Here is an 18,425-nt window from a genome sequence, read left to right as displayed (position 1 = left end):
ATGACACCGCTAGATGCAAGGCGGAGCCCACCTCGATGAGCGCAGTTGCCTGTTGGCAATGAGCATCATCGGGGTGGGCTCCAACGCAGCAGATGCCGGTGTCAGTGCGACCGTTGTCGTATCAGTGACGGAAGTGGCGCATGCCGGTGAATACCATGGCAATGCCGGCTTCGTCGGCTGCGGCAATCACTTCGCTGTCGCGCATCGAGCCGCCTGGCTGGATCACGGCGGTGATGCCGACCTTGGCTGCGTTGTCCAGGCCGTCGCGGAACGGGAAGAACGCGTCGGAAGCCATCACCGAACCCGCGACCTGCAAACCGGCGTGCTCAGCCTTGATCGCGGCGATGCGCGCCGAGTTCACGCGGCTCATCTGGCCGGCGCCGACACCGATGGTCTGGCGGTTCTTGGCGTAGACGATGGCGTTGGATTTAACGTACTTGGCCACTTTCCAGGCGAAGATCAGGTCGTTGATTTCCTGTTCGGTCGGGGCGCGCTTGGTCACCACCTTCAGGTCCTGGCTGCCGATCATGCCGATGTCGCGGCTCTGGACCAGCAGGCCGCCATTGACGCGCTTGTAGTCCCAGGCAGCGGCACGTTCAGCCGACCATTCGCCGCAGGCCAGCAGGCGCACGTTGGCTTTGGCAGCGACGATGGCGCGGGCTTCTTCGCTGACGCTCGGGGCGATGATCACTTCGACGAACTGACGCTCGACGATGGCCTTGGCGGTCTCGGCGTCCAACTCGCGGTTGAAGGCAATGATGCCGCCGAAGGCCGATTCGGTATCGGTGGCATAGGCCAGTTCGTAGGCCTGGCGAATGCCGCCTTCGGCGTCCGGGCTCACGGCCACGCCGCACGGGTTGGCGTGCTTGACGATCACGCAGGCCGGCTTGACGAAGCTCTTCACGCATTCCAGCGCCGCGTCGGTGTCGGCCACGTTGTTGTACGACAGCTCTTTGCCTTGCAGCTGGGTCGCGGTGGCGATGCCGACTTCGGCAGGCTTGGCTTCCACGTAGAACGCCGCGCTCTGGTGCGGGTTCTCGCCGTAGCGCATTTCCTGGGCCTTGATGAACTGGCTGTTGAAGGTCCGCGGGAACTGGCTGCGGCCGGAAGTCGACAGGGTTTCAGCCGCCTGGTTCACGGTGCCCATGTAGTTGGCAATCATGCCGTCGTAGGCGGCGGTGTGTTCGAAGGCCTTGAGCATCAGGTCGAAACGCTGGGCGTAGGTCAGGCCACCGGCTTTCAGGCCTTCCAGGACACTGGCGTAATCGCTGGCGTTGACCACGATGGCCACGTCTTTGTGGTTCTTGGCCGCCGAGCGAACCATGGTCGGGCCGCCGATATCGATGTTCTCGATGGCCGTCGGCAGGTCGCAGCCTGGCTTGTTGATGGTGGCTTCGAACGGGTAGAGGTTGACCGCGACCAGGTCGATCGGCTTGATCCCGTGTTCGCTCATGATGGCGTCGTCGATGCCGCGACGGCCGAGGATGCCGCCGTGGATTTTCGGGTGCAGGGTCTTGACCCGACCGTCCATCATTTCCGCGAAGCCGGTGTAATCCGCGACTTCCACTGCGGCCACGCCGTTGTCGCGCAGCAGCTTGAAGGTCCCGCCGGTGGAGAGGATCTCGACGCCCAGGGCTTCCAGCTCCTTGGCGAATTCGAGGATCCCGGTCTTGTCGGAAACACTGATCAAGGCGCGGCGGATCGGCAGGCGGGTGGTCTGGTCGGTCATCTCAATTTCCATCAAAAGCAAAGGAGTCAGCAAAAAAGGCGACCGGTTTTACGCGGGCGCCTTTCTGGTTTGATTGAATGCTTACAGCAAATCGTATTGTTTGAGCTTCTTGCGCAGGGTGCCGCGGTTCAAGCCCAGCAGCTCGCTGGCCTTGGTCTGATTGCCCTTGACGTAGTTCATCACGCTTTCGAGCAACGGGGCCTCGACTTCGGAGAGCACCAGGTTGTACACGTCCGTGACGGCAGCGCCCTCAAGGTGGGCGAAATAATTGTGCAGCGCCTTTTCGACACTCCCGCGAAGGGTCTGGCCTTCTTCGCTCGGCGTATTGAGGTGCTGTTTCAAATTCACGTTGTCGCTCACGGGTGTTGTTCCACTCACTAAAGTCTCGGTCATCATCGTCATGCGGCCACCCCTTCTCCGTCCCCTGTCACCAGGCTCTTGTAACGCTCGGCAAAGAACTCACGAACGTTGGCGCACTGTGCTTCCGTATCTTCCAAACGATTGAAGTGGGCGCGAAACTCCCTGGCGCCCGGCAGGGTTGCGAGATACCAGCCGACATGCTTTCGAGCAATGCGTACGCCCATGACATCTCCATAGAAGGCATGCAGCGCGGCCAGGTGCTCTAGCAGAATACGTTCCACTTCAAACAGCTCCGGTGCCGGAAGAATTTCGCCGGTACGCAGAAAGTGCTCGATTTCACGAAAAATCCATGGCCGCCCCTGGGCGGCCCGGCCGATCAACAGCCCGTCGGCTCCGGTGGCATGCAACACCTGCCGGGCCTTTTCGGGTGAGTCGATATCGCCGTTGGCGAAGACCGGAATCGACACCGCCTGCTTGATCGCGGCAATGGTGTCGTACTCGGCTTCACCGGTGTACAGGTCGGCGCGGGTCCGCCCATGGACCGCCAAAGCCGTAATGCCTGCCTGTTCGGCGATCTTCGCCACCGTCAGGCCGTTCTTGTTCGCCCGGTCCCAGCCGGTGCGGATCTTCAGGGTGACCGGCACATCGACCGCAGCCACCACGGCCTGCAGGATCTCGGTCACCAGCTCTTCATCTTTCAACAGTGCGGAACCGGCGGCCTTGTTGCAGACCTTCTTGGCCGGACAGCCCATGTTGATATCAATAATCTGTGCGCCCAGCTCGACGTTGGCCCGGGCTGCATCCGCCAGCATCTGTGCATCACCGCCGGCGATCTGTACCGAGCGCGGCTCGGGATCACCTTCGTGAATCATGCGCATCCGCGATTTGCGGGTGTTCCACAAACTCATGTCGCTGGTGACCATTTCCGAGACTACAAGCCCTGCGCCCAAACGCTTGCAAAGCTGACGAAAGGGCTGGTCGGTGACACCCGCCATGGGGGCGAGAATCAAGCCGTTGTGCAATGTATATGGGCCGATGCGTACCGCCGACATAGGACTTCCCTGTTGTGGGGCCGGATCATGAGAGTTCGAAAAAGGGTTGGCATGATACCCGCTCTCGATGACTGGTTAAAGGCTGAATTGGATAAAATCTGAACAGTTATTCCTTTATCGCCAGCGGTTTGGTCGGCCGGGGCTATCGGAAAACTGCCGTCAAAAGTGTGCCGCCTGTGCGGCCAGTGACCGGATCACTCGGGAGAGTGGAAGCTCAGACTGTAGTTCACGGCCTTGGGGCCCGGATCAAGAATGTCCAGGGCGATGTGGATGGGCGTCTGCGGTGGCATTTCCGACAGGCCTTCGAGCTCGCCATTGAGGTACTCGCCGGGCTTGAAGCGTCGACTGGCGATCAGTTGCCCATTGAGGTCGGCGAAGCGCAGTTCCAGCAGGGGGAACGGCTGGGAGAACGGCGCGCGGTTATAGATGATGGCGTCCACCACCAGCGCGCCGCTGAAATCCGGATGGCTGCGGACCACCAGGTTGCTGCTCTTGATTCGGGCGATATCGACCTTGGACGGCACGGTGCAGCCCATTTCCGGGCACAGTTGCTGGAACCAGGGGCGGTACTGGTCCTGGCGCGCCAGTTCGTCGAAGTGATAGGCAATGTACTGCCCGGCCAGGGCCGCGGCGGCCAGCAGGATCAACAGGCTCCACAGCAGGCGCCGGCCCCAGGGCGAGCGACGCTTTTGCCAGTCGAGGTGAATCGGGTCGTCGACCAGGTCCAGCAGCACGTCGTCCTGGACGCCGGGTTCGCTGCGGCCGCGCTTTTGCTTGCCGTTGACGGGCACCTCGACGTCGTCCTCGTCGCGCTCGGCGGCGATCGGCGCGGTTGGATGCGCAGCTGGTTCGAGGTCGTTGTCGTGCTCGATGTGGCGTGTGTTGGGTTCGTCTTCGAGGTCGGCCAGGTTGAATGACAGCGAAGGCTCGGTGCGTCCGGGCTTCTGCGGCTCGGCGGTCGGGGCCGGGGGCTCTTGCGCCTTGCTGCTGGTATCGAGCTCGTCGCGCTCGCCGGCGGTGGCGCTGAACAGGCTGTCGGGCCAGTGTTCGTCTTCGGCGTCCGGTTGATCGCGGCGGGCGCTCAGCGACTCTTCGCGGTGGCCGCGGTCCTGGCCGAAGGCCTTGGCGGGCTGGATTTCCCGTTGTTCGAGTTTGGCCAGTTCCTCATCGAGGTCCAGGTGATCCAGGTCGAGTTCGCTGGCCGACCATTGCTTCTGGCTGATGGCGCGCTGCGCGGGAGGGGCGACGGGCGCCGCCGGTGCCGGAGTGGCCGCGGCGTCCCGGTTGGCGCGTTGTTCCAGCAGTTGGCGCGCCGCGTTGAACACCTGCAGGCACGAGCCGCAGCGCACCACGCCACGGGCCACGCTCAACTGGGCGTGGCTGACGCGGAAGCTGGTCTGGCAATGCGGGCACTGGGTGACAAAACTGTCGGTCATGCGGCCATCCGGATTATGCAGGCGGCCATTCTAGCGCCGACGGCCGCTGATGCGCACCCAGCCATCGCGATTGGCGATGGGGTCCAGGTCGAAGTCCTGGGCATAGGCCGCGGCGACTTCTTCGCCCTGTTCCGCCAGGATCCCCGACAGTGCCAGGCGACCGCCGGGCCTGACCAGGCTCGACAGCTGCGGGGCCAGGGAGACCAGGGGGCCGGCGAGGATATTGGCCACCAGTACATCGGCCTGGACCTGGGGCAGATCCTGCGGCAAGTACAGCGGGAACAGCGCTTCGGCGATATTGTTGCGCCCGGCGTTATCGCGGGAGGCTTCCAGGGCCTGGACGTCGATGTCGGTGCCGACGGCTTCCTTGGCGCCCAGCAGCAGGGCGGCGATGGCCAGGATCCCCGAGCCGCAGCCGAAGTCGAGCACGTTGCAGTCCTTGAGGTCCTGGCCATCCAGCCATTCCAGGCACAGTGCGGTGGTCGGGTGGGTGCCGGTGCCGAATGCCAGGCCCGGGTCCAGCAACAGGTTGACCGCGTCCGGCTCCGGCGCGGCGTGCCAGCTCGGGACGATCCACAGGCGCTGGCCGAAACGCATGGGCTGGAAATTGTCCATCCAGCTGCGCTCCCAATCCTGGTCCTCGATCACTTCGCTGTGGTGCTCGGGCAGCGGGCTGCCGGTCAGCAGCTCGAGGTGGGCCAGTACGCTGGCAGGATCGGCGCCGTCTTCGAACAGGGCCAGCAGGTGGGTGTGGGACCACAGCGGAGTGGTGTTGAGTTCCGGTTCGAAGATCGGCTGATCCTCGGCGTCCATGAAGGTAACCGAGACGGCACCAACTTCAAGAAAAGCGTCTTCATAGGTTTCGGCTTGTTCTGGGCTGATGGCGAGACGGACTTGCAGCCAAGGCATGGCGGGCACCTTTGAAAATATGTGTTGTGCAGCCTAGCGGGCCGCGAGAAGCGCGCAAGTTTACGCGAGCCAGGACCGGGTTGCACAGGATATCCCGGTGGCGACGGAGCGTGCCCTTCGCCGCGGCGGCGGAGGTCATGTCTGTGTTTCAGAAACAACAAAGCCGCTCGAAAGCGGCTTTGTCGGTGTGGCGTGTGCCGATCAGTGTTGCTCGGCCAGCTTGTGCTCCAGGTAGTGAATGTTCACTCCCCCTTTGCAGAAGCCTTCGTCACGGGTCAGGTCGCGGTGCAGCGGGATGTTGGTCTTGATCCCGTCGACGACGATTTCGTCCAGCGCATTGCGCATGCGCGCCATGGCTTCGTCACGGGTCGCCCCGTAAGTGATCAGCTTGCCGATCAACGAATCGTAGTTCGGTGGAACCGCATAACCGCTGTACAGGTGCGAATCGACACGTACGCCATTGCCGCCCGGAGCATGGAAATGCTTGACCGTGCCTGGGCTTGGCATAAAGGTTTTCGGGTCTTCGGCGTTGATCCGGCATTCCAGCGCGTGACCGCGGATGACCACGTCATCCTGGGTGAACGACAACTTGTTGCCGGCGGCGATGCTGAGCATCTCCTTGACGATGTCGATGCCGGTGACCATTTCCGATACCGGGTGCTCTACCTGGACACGAGTGTTCATCTCGATGAAGTAGAAGCTGCCGTTCTCGTAGAGGAACTCGAACGTGCCGGCGCCACGGTAGCCGATGTCGATGCACGCCTTGACGCAGCGGGCGAAGACTTCCTGACGCGCTTTCTCGTCGATGCCCGGTGCCGGTGCTTCTTCGAGAACCTTCTGGTGACGACGTTGCAGCGAGCAATCGCGGTCGCCCAGGTGGATGGCGTGGCCCTGGCCATCGGAAAGCACCTGGACTTCCACGTGACGTGGGTTGGTCAGGAATTTTTCCAGATAGACCATCGGGTTGCCGAACGCTGCGCCCGCTTCGGAGCGGGTCAGCTTGGCCGAGGAGATCAGGTCTTCTTCTTTGTGCACCACACGCATGCCGCGACCACCACCGCCGCCGGCGGCCTTGATGATCACCGGATAGCCGACTTCACGGCCGATGCGCAACGCGGTTTCTTCGTCTTCGGGCAGTGGGCCGTCGGAGCCTGGAACGGTCGGTACGCCGGCAGCGATCATGGCGTGCTTGGCCGAAACCTTGTCGCCCATCAGGCGGATGGTTTCAGCTTTCGGGCCGATGAAGGCGAAGCCGGAGTTTTCCACCTGTTCGGCGAAGTCGGCGTTTTCCGCGAGGAAACCGTAGCCTGGGTGAATCGCCGTGGCGCCGGTGACTTCTGCTGCCGCGATGATGGCCGGGATGTGCAGGTAAGACTGTGCAGCTTGCGCCGGACCGATGCAGACGGATTCGTCTGCCAGGCCCAGGTGCATCAGCTCTTTGTCCGCCTTGGAGTAAACGGCGACGGTCTTGATTCCCATTTCCTTGCAAGCGCGCAGGATCCGCAGTGCAATTTCACCGCGGTTGGCAATCAGGACTTTTTCCAACTTCGCAGGGGTCGGCATCAAAGGCACTCCGCGGCTCAAACGATGGTGAACAGCGGTTGGTCGTACTCAACCGGCTGGCCGTCTTCGACGAGGATGGACTCGATCACACCGCTGGTTTCAGCTTCGATGTGGTTCATCATCTTCATGGCTTCAACGATGCACAGGGTGTCGCCTTTCTTCACGCTCTGGCCAACTTCAACGAAGGACGGCGAGGACGGGGAAGACTTGCGATAGAAAGTGCCAACCATTGGCGAACGGGCAACGGTGCCGTTCAGCGCTGGGGCTGCGGGTGCGGCTGGCGCAGCAGCGGCGGCCGGAGCAGCGGCTGGAGCGGCAACCGGAGCAGCCATTGGAGCCGGTGCGTAGTATTGCTGGGCTGGAGTCTTGCTGTGGCGGCTGATGCGTACGGACTCTTCGCCTTCCTTGATCTCCAGCTCGTCGATGCCGGACTCTTCCAGCAGTTCGATCAGTTTCTTAACTTTACGGATATCCATGAATCATCAACTCCCAAGGGTCGGTCAGGGGCGTTTAGCTTGTTGTTCAAGCTGCTCTAGTGCGGCCTCCAGGGCCAGTCGGTAACCGCTGGCGCCAAGGCCGCAGATCACTCCCACCGCAACGTCGGAGAAGTAGGAGTGATGGCGGAATGGATCGCGTTTGTGCACGTTGGACAAATGCACTTCGATGAATGGGATGCTCACCGCCAGCAGCGCGTCACGTAATGCGACGCTTGTATGCGTAAAAGCTGCTGGATTGATCAAAATGAAGTCCACGCCTTCGCCACGGGCAGCATGGATCCGGTCGATCAATTCATACTCGGCGTTGCTTTGCAGGTAGAGCAAATGGTGCCCGGCATCACGGGCCCGCTGTTCCAGGTCTTGATTGATCTGGGCCAGGGTCACTGCACCGTAGACGCCCGGTTCACGGGTGCCGAGCAGGTTCAGGTTGGGTCCGTGCAGAACCAGTAGGGTCGCCATCTGCTGTTCCTTGTTATCGCGCCGTTATTAGAGTGAGCAGTGCCCAGAACTGCGCGACTATGCCGCAAAGCGTTTATGACTGTCCAGTTCTCTGCAATAGCCAGCACGATGACCGATGTTTGCGCAAAATATGTGACTGGGTGTTTAAATCCGGTCATTCGCTTTGGCGACACGTTCGGCGAAGTCCGCCGCGTTGATTTCACCAATCACCCTGACTTCTGCACGTTCGGCGCCATCTTTGCCAAAAAACAGCAAGGCCGGTGGCCCGAACAATTGGTAGCGATCGAGCAGGGCGCGTTGCTCGGCATTGCTGGCGGTCATGTCGAAGCGGATCAGGCGATAGCCCTTGAGCCGGTCGACCACCTGGCTGTCGTTCAGCACCTGGTGCTCGATGACTTTGCAGCTGATGCACCAGTCGGCGTACCAGTCGAGCAGCAGCGGCTGGCGCGCCGCCTTGGCCTCGGCCAGTGCCTGCTCCAGCGCGGCCGGCGTATCGATGGTTTGCCAGGCGCCGTTCGACGCCTGGGTGGCCACCGCAGGCGTGCCGCCGGGAAGAGGGCGCAGCGGGTCGGTTTGACCGCTGAGCGCGCCATACCAGCAGGCCAGTGCATAAAACAGCAGGAACAGACCCAGCAATTGCGCCAGGCGCTGGCGGGGCGCCTTGTAGATAAACTCCAGCGCGCCGAGAAACAGCCCGACGCCCGCCGCCAGCGCGCCCACCAGCAGCAAGGTGATTTGCCCCGGCAATACCCGGCTCAGCAGGCCGATGGCCAGGCCCAGCAGGAGCACGCCAATCGCGTTTTTCACGTAGATCAGCCATGAGCCGCTTTTCGGCAGCCAGGCCGCGCCACCCGTGGCCACCACTACCAGCGGCAGGCCCATGCCCAGGCCCAGGGCGAACAGTTTCAAGGCCCCGCCCAGGGCATCGCCGCTGGCGCTTATATACAGCAGGGCGCCGGCCAGTGGCGCGGATACGCAGGGCGATACCAGCAGGCTGGAAACCACTCCCAGAACCGCTGCGCCCCACAGCGACCCGCCTTGGGTACGCCCGGCAATGTGTTCCAGTCGGTTGCTGATAAAGCGCGGCAGCTTGAGTTCGAACACGTCGAACATCGCCAGGGCGAACAGCGCGAAGAACAGAGCGAAAGGCCCCAGCACCCAGGCCGATTGCAGGCGCGCCTGCAGGTTCAGTTGTGCGCCGAACATCCCCATCAGAGCGCCGAGCAGGGCAAAGCAGGCCGCCATCGGCAGCACGTAGGCCACCGAGAGGGTGAAACCGCGCCAGCCACCCACCTGGCCACGCAACACCACCCCGGACAGAATCGGCAGCATCGGCAGGACACAGGGGGTAAAGGTCAGCCCGATGCCGGCGAGCAGGAACACCGCCAGTTCGCGCCAGCTCCAGTGTGTTGCAGGGCTGCCCGTCGGGTCGATCTGCAGGCGTTCGGTTTCCGGTGGATAACACAGGCCCTTGTCGGCGCAGCCCTGGTAGGTGACGGCCAGGGTAAAGGCCCGTGGGTCGTTGGCCGTGCGTGGCAGCTCGACGTCGAGAATGCCGTGATAGACCTCGACATCGCCGAAGTACTCATCGTGTTTCTGCTCGCCTGCGGGCAACTGCGCCGCGCCGAGGCCGATATCGGCCGGCTCGCTGCGGAACTGAAAGCGGTGGCGGTAGAGGTAATAACCTTCGGTGGCGACGAAGCGCAGCTTGATCGACTCGGGCGTGCTCTGCACCAGGCTCAATTGGAAGGCTTGGCGCACCGGCAGGAAGTCGGCGCTGTTATTGACCGCGCCCAGGGTCGAGCTGGGGCGTGAATCCAGAAGCCCGGCGGCGGTTGCCGGCAGGGCGAGCATTAGCAGCATCAGGCAGAGCAGGCGGCGCATGGCGATCTCGCGAATCGAAAGTGTGCGCATGATAACGGACGCCGGCCTTCATGGCCGCTGTGGCGTGCCTGTAGCCGCAGCCTGGTGGCAGCGGCTACGGGGTGGGTCACACGCGAAAGGCCTGCACGGCGGTGTGCAACTGACCGCCCAGGGTCAGCAGGGTGGCGCCTTGTTCGCGGCCTTCGCCGATGCGCAGCAGGTTGTCGCCGCCCAGTTGGTGGATGCGTTCGCTGTGATCGCGGATCTCGCTGACGGCGCCGCTTTGCTGGGCAGTGACGTCGGCGATGCGCACGGCGGTATCGGAGATGGTCTGGATCGCGCCGACGATCTTGTCCAGCGCGCCATCGGCGGCCTGGGCCTGATTGGCCGTGGCTTCGGCGTGTTCGACCTGGGCGCGCATGCCTTCCACCGATTGCCGGGCGGCGGTCTGCAGGGCGGCGATCAGGGTCTGGATCTCGGCGGTGGCGCCGGCGGTACGTTGCGCCAGGGAGCGCACTTCCTCGGCCACCACGGCAAAACCACGGCCCATTTCCCCGGCCCGAGCCGCTTCGATGGCCGCGTTAAGGGCCAGCAGGTTGGTCTGGTCGGCGATCGAGCGGATCACCGTCAGTACGCCGCCGATGGTCGCCGACTCTTCAGCCAGGTGCTCGATCATCTGTGCGTTGCCTTGTACTTCATCCACCAGTGCGTGGAGCCCGGTCAGGCTCAGGCCAATCACTTTCTGCCCGTGCTCCACGGCGAGCCCGGCGCTGCGGCTGGCGTCGGCGGCCTGGCTGGCATCGCCGGCTACCTGCTGAATGGTAGCTTCCAGTTCGCCCAGGGCATCGCGGATCTGCGCGGTATCACCCGCCTGGCGTTGCGCGCCGCTGTGCAAGCCGCTGCTCAACTCGGCCAGGGCTCGGCTGCTGCCGGCGACCTGCTCGGCGTTCTGGCGAATGGTGCCCACCAGGTCCACCAGATAGGCCCGCAGGCGATTCAATGACTCCTCGATCGCATGCAACTCGCGGTTGGTCTTGCCCAGGTGGATGCCCTGGCTGAAGTCGCCCTCGGCCCAGGTCGACAGCGCCGGGGCCAGGTTGGTCAGGACCCGCGCGAGCTTGCGTTGCAGGGTGTCGATCACCAATGCGATCAATAGGATCAGGCCGATCATCAGGCCTTGCATCAGCCGCACTTCGCCCTGGATCTGCCCGTGCTGGGCGCGCACCGCCGGCTCCAGCCCGGCGATGGCCTGTTGCACGGTGGCGATTTTCAGGTGGGTGGCGGCGCTGAGGTCGGCGCGTTTCTGGATCTGTTCGCGGGTGCGGTTCAGCTCGGCCGGGTAGCGGGTGAGCAGGCTGTTGAGTTCCCGCTTGAGGCCGACGCCGGTGTCTTCGGCGACGGCTTTCACGCTGTTGTCCAGGCCCATCAGGGCGGCGAAGTCATCGGTGTTGGATTCACTGCTGCTGGTCACGCCCAGCAACGGCAGGGCCTCCAGGCGCTCGGCCTGGCTGCGGATGTTGTTCACCTCGCGCTCGACATCGGCGGCCAGCTCGCTGCGTCCGCTGCTCACCAGTTTGTCCCGGGCCAGGGACAGCTTGCCCAGGTGCTGCGCGGCGCTCAGCAGCAGCGGCAGGTAGGCACGGGCGTTGGCGCTGTCGGTGCTGCTGGCGTATTGGCTGAGCTGTTCAAGGTTGGCCCCCAGCTCGCGTTCGGCCTGCAGCAACAGGGCCTGCGGGTCGCCGGCCAGCTTGCCGGCGGCCAGCAGATCACTTTTGCTGAACTGGTCGAGGCTGGCCAGGCTCGGGCGCAGGCTTTGCGCCAGTTCCGGGGGCAATTGGCCGAGCTCGTTCTGCAGGGTTTCGATGGCCTGGCTGGCGCTGCTCAGGCGCAGGGCGTCGCCGCTGGCCAGGTAGTCCTCGATATTGCGCGCCACGTCGCTCTGGAACTGCTGGGACAGGCCCAGGTAATGCTCCATCAGCAGATAGGGGCGCTCCAGGGCCCGCTGCGACCACCACAGGGTCGCGCCCAGGGCCAGGCACACGGCAACGAGTAACAGGGTATTGAGATTGGTCAGCAGCTTCAGGCGCATCGGGGCTCTACCAACGACTTGAATGGTAAGCGCCTGAATTTATTGCGTTTGTGTTACAGGGTTATGACCGAATCGGCCGATTCGGTGGAAAAGATAGCACTTTGATGTCGCGCTGCCTGGACCCGGTTGCGGCCGCTGTTCTTGGCGCGGTAGAGCGCTTCATCGGCCTGGCTGGCCATCATCAGGCTGTCGGAATCTTCGCGCAGTTCCACCACCCCGGCGCTGAAGGTGCACCACAGGTCCTGGGGCTGCGCGGGGTAGTGGATTTCGGCGAAGCGCTGGCGGATTTCGTCCAGCACCTTGCAGGCCGATTCGACGTCGGTGTCGGGCATGACGATGGCGAATTCTTCACCGCCGTAACGGCCGATAAAGTCGGTCTTGCGCAGGCGTTGCTTGAGAAACAGCGCCAGGCTCTTGATCACCCGGTCGCCCATGGGGTGGCCGTGGCTGTCATTGACCCGCTTGAAGTGGTCGATATCGAGCATGGCAAAGCTCAGCGGCTTGCTTTCGCGGCGGGCGCGGAAGCTGCAGTCTTCGAGCAGTTGCAGGATATGGGTGTGGTTGTACAGCCCGGTCAGGCTGTCGCGGACCATCCGCGCCTTGAGGTTGCGTGCCCGTGCCGCGCGGTTGCGCACGGTAGTGATCAGGTGGCGCGGCTTGATCGGCTTGGTCAGGAAGTCGTCGCCGCCTTCGCTCATGGCGTCGAGTTGCTTGTCCAGGTCGTCTTCGGCCGACAGGTAGATGATCGGCACGCTGACATAACGGTCGTTATGGCGGATCACCTTGGCCAGCTCGGTGCCGGTGCAGGCCGGCATGTACATGTCGAGGATGATCAGGTCCGGCTGGAAATCCGCCAGCTCGGCCATGGCCTGGATCGGTTCGATCAGGGTGCGGGTGACAATCCCGGCGCTGTTGAGCAGGCGCTCGGTGTGCATGGCCTGGGCCCGCGAGTCGTCGATGATCAGCACCTTATAGGGCTCGTACTGGGCGACGCAGGTCAGGACTTCGATTTTCTCCAGCAGGCTCGAGGCTTCCAGGGTTCCGGTGAGGAACTCCTGGCCACCGGCACGCACCGCCGCGAGGCGGGTCGGGGTGTCGGTTTCGTGGAGGCTGAAAAACAGCAGCGGCAGTTTGTGTTCCAGGCCTTCCTGGGCTTCGGCCGCCAGTTTCAGGCCTTGGCCGGCGCCGCTGAAGTCGACGTCGATGACGATCGCCGCCGGCAGGCGCTCGACCATGGAGGCACGAAACGCATCGACGCTGTCCAGGGACTGGGCACTGAGACCGAAGAACTCCAACTGCTTGGCCAGGCGTTCGGCGCGATCGTGGTCTTGCAGCATCACGTAGATCGGTTTGCGCAGGGGCGGCAGGAAGGTTTGTTCCAGTTGGTCGCCATGGCGCAGGCCGGTGCGCGACAGGCGTTGCATCAAGCGGTTGAGGTCAGTGATCAGGCCACTGCTCAGGCGTCCGCGATTGGCATCCACGGCGCTCAGCGAATCGCTGATGCTGCGGGCCAATTGGCTGTGTTCGGGTTGTTCGAAACGTTCGGCGAAACGCAGCAGGCGCAGGTTGGCCTCACTGAGTTCGGACATGTCGGCGGTGGACCATTCGCTGCGTTGCAGGCGTTGCCATATCTCAAGAATCTGACGTGCCTGATGAATTACCCGCTGGGCAAAGTGGTGCTTGAGGCGCTCACGGCTGGGGTCTTCTGGCTCGGTCATATCCTGACTACTAGTTAGGCTGCATGCTGAGGTCGACTGGTGGCTCTATGCTAGCACCTCTTTTCAATCCTATGAGTGTCGTACGTCAATAATCTGCAATGCGACCTGATTCATTTCGCGACCGACTGGTCGCATAGGCTGTGGGCTGTGCTTCATTTATAGTGGCGCGTCGATCTGCGGCGGTGCTCCGGGTCACGGGCGATTAATCCGCTCGGTGCCCGGCACGATGGAGTAGGGTTGTGGTCGAACCGATGAACTCAAGTGATTGAAAGGATATAGCCATGCTGGACTGGAAGAATCGCGCAGGCAGCGCGCCGGATCGTGCTGCCGAACCCAAGTCGGCGACACGCAGCTATTTCGGTGGCCTGCTGTTCAGCCGCGCCCTGGCCACCCTGGTGGGGCTCTACCTGCTGGTGACCATTGCCCTGGGCTGGTATTGGAGCCAGGAGCCGGCACTGTTTCCGGTGCAGCAGAATGCCCAGATCGCCGCCGAGAAAGAAGGCAAGCAGATGGTCATCGGCTATACCACGGTGGAAACCCTGAAGACCGTGGCCGGGACCCTGCTGGACAAACCGGGTGGCTATATTTCCAACGACCGTTTTCCGCCGGGCCTGTGGATGGACAACATGCCGAGCTGGGAGTACGGCGTGCTGGTCCAGGTCCGCGACCTGACCCGCGCCCTGCGCAAGGATTTCGCCCGCTCGCAGTCGCAGTCCGCTGAAGATGCCGACCTGGCCAAGGCCGAGCCGCGCTTCAACTTCGACAACAAGAGCTGGGTGCTGCCGTCCAGCGAATCGGAATATCAGGATGGCATCAATTCCCTGAGCCGCTATCAGGCTCGGTTGTCCGATCCGAACCAGAAGGGCGCGCTGTTCTATGCCCGCGCCGATAACCTCAACAACTGGCTGGGCGACGTCGGCACCCGCCTGGGTTCGCTGTCCCAGCGTCTGTCGGCCAGCGTTGGCCGGGTCAAGCTCAATACGTCGCTGAAAACCGAAGCGCCGGCCGTGGGCCAGGTGCCGCAGGTCGATGAAGAAGTGGTCGAGACCCCGTGGATGCAGATCGACAACGTGTTCTACGAAGCCCGTGGCCAGGCCTGGGCGCTGTCGCACCTGCTGCGCGCCATTGAAGTCGATTTCGCCGACGTGCTGGCGAAGAAGAACGCCACCGTCAGCGTGCGTCAGATCATTCGTGAACTGGAGGCTTCGCAGGAGCCCGTATGGAGCCCGATGATCCTCAACGGCAGCGGTTTCGGGGTATTGGCCAACCACTCGCTGGTCATGGCCAACTATATTTCCCGCGCCAACGCCGCAGTCATCGACCTGCGTCAACTGCTGAACCAGGGCTGATTCATGTCCGCCTCCCACGACGAGGCCGCGCACCGTGCGGCCTCGGATGCAGAACATATCGCCTGGGTCGACGGTGAAGACCAATTGCTCGGGGCCATGGTCCGCTCGCAGTTGCGCGAGCGCGGGCTGATCGGCCGTGGCACCTATATCCTGCTGTTCAACTCTGCCGGTGAGCTGTGCGTGCACCGCCGTACCCTGAGCAAGGCCATCTACCCGGGTTACTGGGACGTGGCGGCAGGGGGCATGGTGCTCGCCACCGAAACCTACGCCGAGTCGGCGGCCCGTGAACTGGAAGAAGAGCTGGGGGTGGGTGGCGTCGAGCTGACCGCCCATGACCACTTTTACTTCGAGGACACCGGCAACCGCCTCTGGTGCTCGGCGTTCTCCGCGGTGTGGGACGGTCCCCTGCGCCTGCAGCCCGAAGAGGTGCTGGAAGCGCGATTTCTGCCGATCGATGTGGTGCTGCAGGAAATCCAGGAAAAGCCCTATTGCCCGGACTCTCTGGCGGCCCTGCAACGCTATCTGGCCCAACGTCGTTAAAGTTGCATAAATTGACGCTGATTGGCTCTTAGCAACGGGGCTTTTTGCCGTTACACTGCGCGACTTTTCAAGCTGAACCGGCGGTGCTTTTATCGGCGCCCCGGTCCAGTAGCGCTGCCCCTGCCTGAGTGGGGCTTCGCGGTCGATGGCACGGCCTTGTGCTTCGACCAGTCTTTGTCCTCCCAAGAGGATTGCCGGTGGCCAAAAAAGCCGCATCCTTCGCCGCCCTTGGTGGCCTGGTATTTTCCACCGACGCAGGTCGACATTGCCCGGACTGTAGCCAGCCGGTGGCAGCCTGCATCTGCAAACAAACCGCTATCCCGGCCGGCGACGGCATTGCTCGCGTGCGTCGCGAAAGCAAGGGCCGTGGCGGCAAGACGGTGACCACCATCACCGGCGTGCCCCTGGCCGAAGACGCGCTCAAGGATCTGGCAACGAGCTTGAAGAAGCGTTGCGGCACCGGTGGCGCGTTGAAAGACGGCGTGATCGAGATCCAGGGTGATCATGTCGAGCTACTCTTGGCCGAGCTGATCAAACACGGTTTCAAAGCGAAGAAGTCCGGCGGCTAGCAGCCTCTGTGAAAACCACCCCCTCGACTTGATGCAGCCGGTTCATAGCGGCTCGTGCGTCGTCTCCATGGTTTTCACAGAGCCTGTTCATGACCGGTTTCTAAACTCGGCACGGCAACTGAGGTCTACCCCCTCGTTGCAGGCTAATCGTCATTTTCATTCTTTAGACTGCGCCAGCCTTCGATAGGGGTGGCGCTCTATGACTTCTTTATAGGGGACTTCGATGTCCGTACGACGCACACGCAAAGACGATGGCAGCCAATGGACAGTTGCGGACAGCCGCAGTGTTTATGGGATTCGCCATTGGGGGGCCGGGTATTTCGCGATCAATGACGCCGGTCGCGTCGAAGTTCGTCCGAACGGTCCGAACAGCTCGCCCATCGACCTCTACGAGCAAGTCGACGAGCTGCGCAAAAGCGGCCTGTCCTTGCCGCTGCTGGTGCGCTTCCCGGATATCCTGCAGGACCGCGTGCGCCAGCTGACCGGTGCCTTCGACTCGAACATCGAGCGCCTGGAATACCAGAGCAAATACACCGCGTTGTACCCGATCAAGGTCAACCAGCAGGAAGCGGTGATCGAAAACATCATTGCCACCCAGGACGTCTCGATCGGCCTGGAAGCCGGTTCCAAGCCCGAGCTGCTGGCGGTCCTGGCCCTGGCACCGAAGGGCGGCACCATCGTCTGCAACGGTTACAAGGACCGTGAGTTCATCCGCCTCGCGCTGATGGGCCAGAAGCTGGGCCACAACGTATTTATCGTGATCGAGAAAGAATCCGAAGTCGGCCTGGTGATCGAAGAAGCCGCCAACCTCAAGGTCAAGCCGCAGGTTGGCCTGCGAGTGCGCCTGTCGTCCCTGGCATCGAGCAAATGGGCCGACACCGGTGGCGAGAAGTCCAAGTTCGGTTTGTCGGCGGCGCAGCTGCTGTCGGTGGTCGAGCGCTTCCGCGCGGCCGGCCTGGACCAGGGCATCCGTTTGCTGCACTTCCACATGGGTTCGCAGATCGCCAACCTGGCGGACTACCAGCACGGCTTCAAGGAAGCGATCCGCTACTACGGCGAGTTGCGCAACCTCGGCCTGCCGGTTGATCACATCGACGTCGGCGGCGGCCTGGGCGTGGACTACGACGGCACTCACTCGCGCAACGCCAGCTCGATCAACTACGACATGGACGACTACGCTGGCGTGGTGGTGGGCATGCTCAAGGAATTCTGCGATGCGCAGAACCTGCCGCACCCGAACATCTTCTCCGAAAGCGGCCGCTCGCTGACCGCGCACCACGCCATGCTGGTGGTGCAGGTGACCGACGTCGAGAAACACAACGACGACGTACCGCTGATCGAAAACAAGGAAAGCCTGCCGGAAACCGTGCAATGGCTGGTGGACCTGCTGGGCCCGACCGATATCGAGATGGTCACCGAGACCTACTGGCGCGCGACCCACTACATGAGTGACGTTGCGGCCCAGTACGCCGACGGCAAGCTGACCCTGGCGGAAAAAGCCCTGGCCGAGCAGTGCTATTTCGCCGTGTGCCGCCGCCTGCACAACTCGCTGAAAGCCCGCCAGCGTTCCCACCGTCAGGTGCTGGACGAGCTCAACGACAAGCTGGCCGACAAGTACATCTGCAACTTCTCGGTGTTCCAGAGCCTGCCCGACACCTGGGCCATCGGCCAGGTGCTGCCGATCCTGCCGCTGCACCGCCTCGACGAAGAGCCGCTGCGCCGTGCGGTGCTGCAAGACCTGACCTGCGACTCCGACGGCAAGATCAAGCAGTACGTCGACGAGCAGAGCATCGAGACCAGCCTGCCGGTGCACGCCCTGAAAGAAGGCGAGGATTACCTGCTGGGGATTTTCCTGGTGGGCGCCTATCAGGAAATTCTTGGCGACATGCACAACCTGTTCGGCGACACCGACTCGGTGAACATCTATCAGAAGGCCGACGGCTCGGTGTACAGCGCGGGTATCGAAACCCACGACACCATCGAAGACATGCTGCGCTACGTGCACTTGTCGCCCGAAGAGCTGATGACCCACTACCGGGACAAATGCGCCAGCGCCAAGATCAGCGCCTCGGAGCGCACCCAGTTCCTCGACGCCCTGCGTCTGGGCCTGACCCGCTCGTCGTATCTGTCGAGCTGATAAAGCCCTTACACGGCTGAACGATCGCGGTCTTTGCCGGTTCCTACCTTGTAGGTGCCGGCGCAGACCGCGATTTTTTTTGCCTGTGCATCCCTGCACGCCAGCTAGCCTGCTGCATAGGGCCTGGCGCCCGAACCACCGACCTGGGGTAGCGC

The 18,425-nt window shown here is 62.8% G+C and carries 15 protein-coding genes; 4 read left to right on the top strand and 11 right to left on the bottom strand.

What is annotated here, in order from left to right; genetic code table 11:
- Positions 1-121: 121 nt before the first annotated feature.
- The 11 genes from purH to ACOZJV_RS25990 form a co-directional block, all read right to left on the bottom strand.
- Entirely contained in the window at positions 122-1,729 is a 1,608-nt protein-coding gene (gene purH / locus ACOZJV_RS26040; protein ID WP_078469630.1) for a bifunctional phosphoribosylaminoimidazolecarboxamide formyltransferase/IMP cyclohydrolase, read from the bottom strand.
- 81 nt (positions 1,730-1,810) lie between these two features.
- Positions 1,811-2,131 (bottom strand): DNA-binding transcriptional regulator Fis, encoded by a 321-nt coding sequence (gene fis / locus ACOZJV_RS26035; RefSeq protein WP_003186237.1) that lies wholly within the window; start codon positions 2,129-2,131, stop codon positions 1,811-1,813.
- Positions 2,128-3,141, bottom strand: coding sequence for a tRNA dihydrouridine synthase DusB (gene dusB / locus ACOZJV_RS26030; RefSeq protein ID WP_020299149.1), 1,014 nt, complete (start codon positions 3,139-3,141; stop codon positions 2,128-2,130). Before dusB ends, fis begins: the two co-directional genes overlap by 4 nt.
- A gap of 194 nt (positions 3,142-3,335) precedes the next feature.
- Positions 3,336-4,577 carry a DUF3426 domain-containing protein gene (locus tag ACOZJV_RS26025; protein ID WP_421548833.1) on the bottom strand — a complete coding sequence of 414 codons (1,242 nt, stop codon included), beginning with the start codon at positions 4,575-4,577 and terminating at the stop codon, positions 3,336-3,338.
- A gap of 30 nt (positions 4,578-4,607) precedes the next feature.
- Positions 4,608-5,486, bottom strand: coding sequence for a 50S ribosomal protein L11 methyltransferase (gene prmA / locus ACOZJV_RS26020; protein WP_421548832.1), 879 nt, complete (start codon positions 5,484-5,486; stop codon positions 4,608-4,610).
- 201 nt (positions 5,487-5,687) lie between these two features.
- On the bottom strand, positions 5,688-7,049 hold the full coding sequence (accC, locus tag ACOZJV_RS26015) for an acetyl-CoA carboxylase biotin carboxylase subunit (protein WP_020299152.1): 1,362 nt from the start codon (positions 7,047-7,049) through the stop codon (positions 5,688-5,690).
- Between the two features lie 17 nt (positions 7,050-7,066).
- Positions 7,067-7,525: an acetyl-CoA carboxylase biotin carboxyl carrier protein gene (gene accB, locus ACOZJV_RS26010; protein ID WP_020299153.1), complete on the bottom strand. Its 459-nt coding sequence runs from the start codon at positions 7,523-7,525 to the stop codon at positions 7,067-7,069.
- A gap of 24 nt (positions 7,526-7,549) precedes the next feature.
- A complete protein-coding gene (gene aroQ, locus ACOZJV_RS26005; protein ID WP_421548831.1) occupies positions 7,550-8,005 on the bottom strand; it encodes a type II 3-dehydroquinate dehydratase in 456 nt (151 codons plus the stop codon).
- Positions 8,006-8,149: 144 nt separating this feature from the next.
- Positions 8,150-9,889, bottom strand: coding sequence for a protein-disulfide reductase DsbD (locus tag ACOZJV_RS26000; RefSeq protein WP_421548918.1), 1,740 nt, complete (start codon positions 9,887-9,889; stop codon positions 8,150-8,152).
- Between the two features lie 106 nt (positions 9,890-9,995).
- Positions 9,996-11,039 (bottom strand): methyl-accepting chemotaxis protein, encoded by a 1,044-nt coding sequence (locus ACOZJV_RS25995; RefSeq protein ID WP_421548917.1) that lies wholly within the window; start codon positions 11,037-11,039, stop codon positions 9,996-9,998.
- Between the two features lie 971 nt (positions 11,040-12,010).
- Positions 12,011-13,675 (bottom strand): response regulator, encoded by a 1,665-nt coding sequence (locus ACOZJV_RS25990; RefSeq protein WP_078469635.1) that lies wholly within the window; start codon positions 13,673-13,675, stop codon positions 12,011-12,013.
- Positions 13,676-13,956: 281 nt separating this feature from the next.
- Between ACOZJV_RS25990 and ACOZJV_RS25985 the strand changes: the two genes are divergently transcribed.
- From ACOZJV_RS25985 to speA, 4 genes are all read left to right on the top strand, one after another.
- Positions 13,957-15,024, top strand: coding sequence for a DUF2333 family protein (locus tag ACOZJV_RS25985; RefSeq protein WP_020299158.1), 1,068 nt, complete (start codon positions 13,957-13,959; stop codon positions 15,022-15,024).
- Positions 15,025-15,027: 3 nt separating this feature from the next.
- Positions 15,028-15,564 (top strand): NUDIX hydrolase, encoded by a 537-nt coding sequence (locus ACOZJV_RS25980; RefSeq protein WP_421548830.1) that lies wholly within the window; start codon positions 15,028-15,030, stop codon positions 15,562-15,564.
- A gap of 197 nt (positions 15,565-15,761) precedes the next feature.
- Positions 15,762-16,133 (top strand): translation initiation factor Sui1, encoded by a 372-nt coding sequence (locus tag ACOZJV_RS25975; RefSeq protein WP_020299160.1) that lies wholly within the window; start codon positions 15,762-15,764, stop codon positions 16,131-16,133.
- 223 nt (positions 16,134-16,356) lie between these two features.
- Positions 16,357-18,270, top strand: a complete 1,914-nt coding sequence (speA, locus tag ACOZJV_RS25970) for an arginine decarboxylase (RefSeq protein WP_020299161.1) — start codon at positions 16,357-16,359, stop codon at positions 18,268-18,270.
- The last annotated feature ends 155 nt before the right edge of the window (positions 18,271-18,425 follow it).

This window comes from Pseudomonas sp. QD4, from assembly GCF_049199125.1.
Lineage (GTDB): Bacteria > Pseudomonadota > Gammaproteobacteria > Pseudomonadales > Pseudomonadaceae > Aquipseudomonas.
Note: the sequence above shows the minus strand (reverse complement) of the source record. Positions and strands in the feature narration are given on the sequence as shown.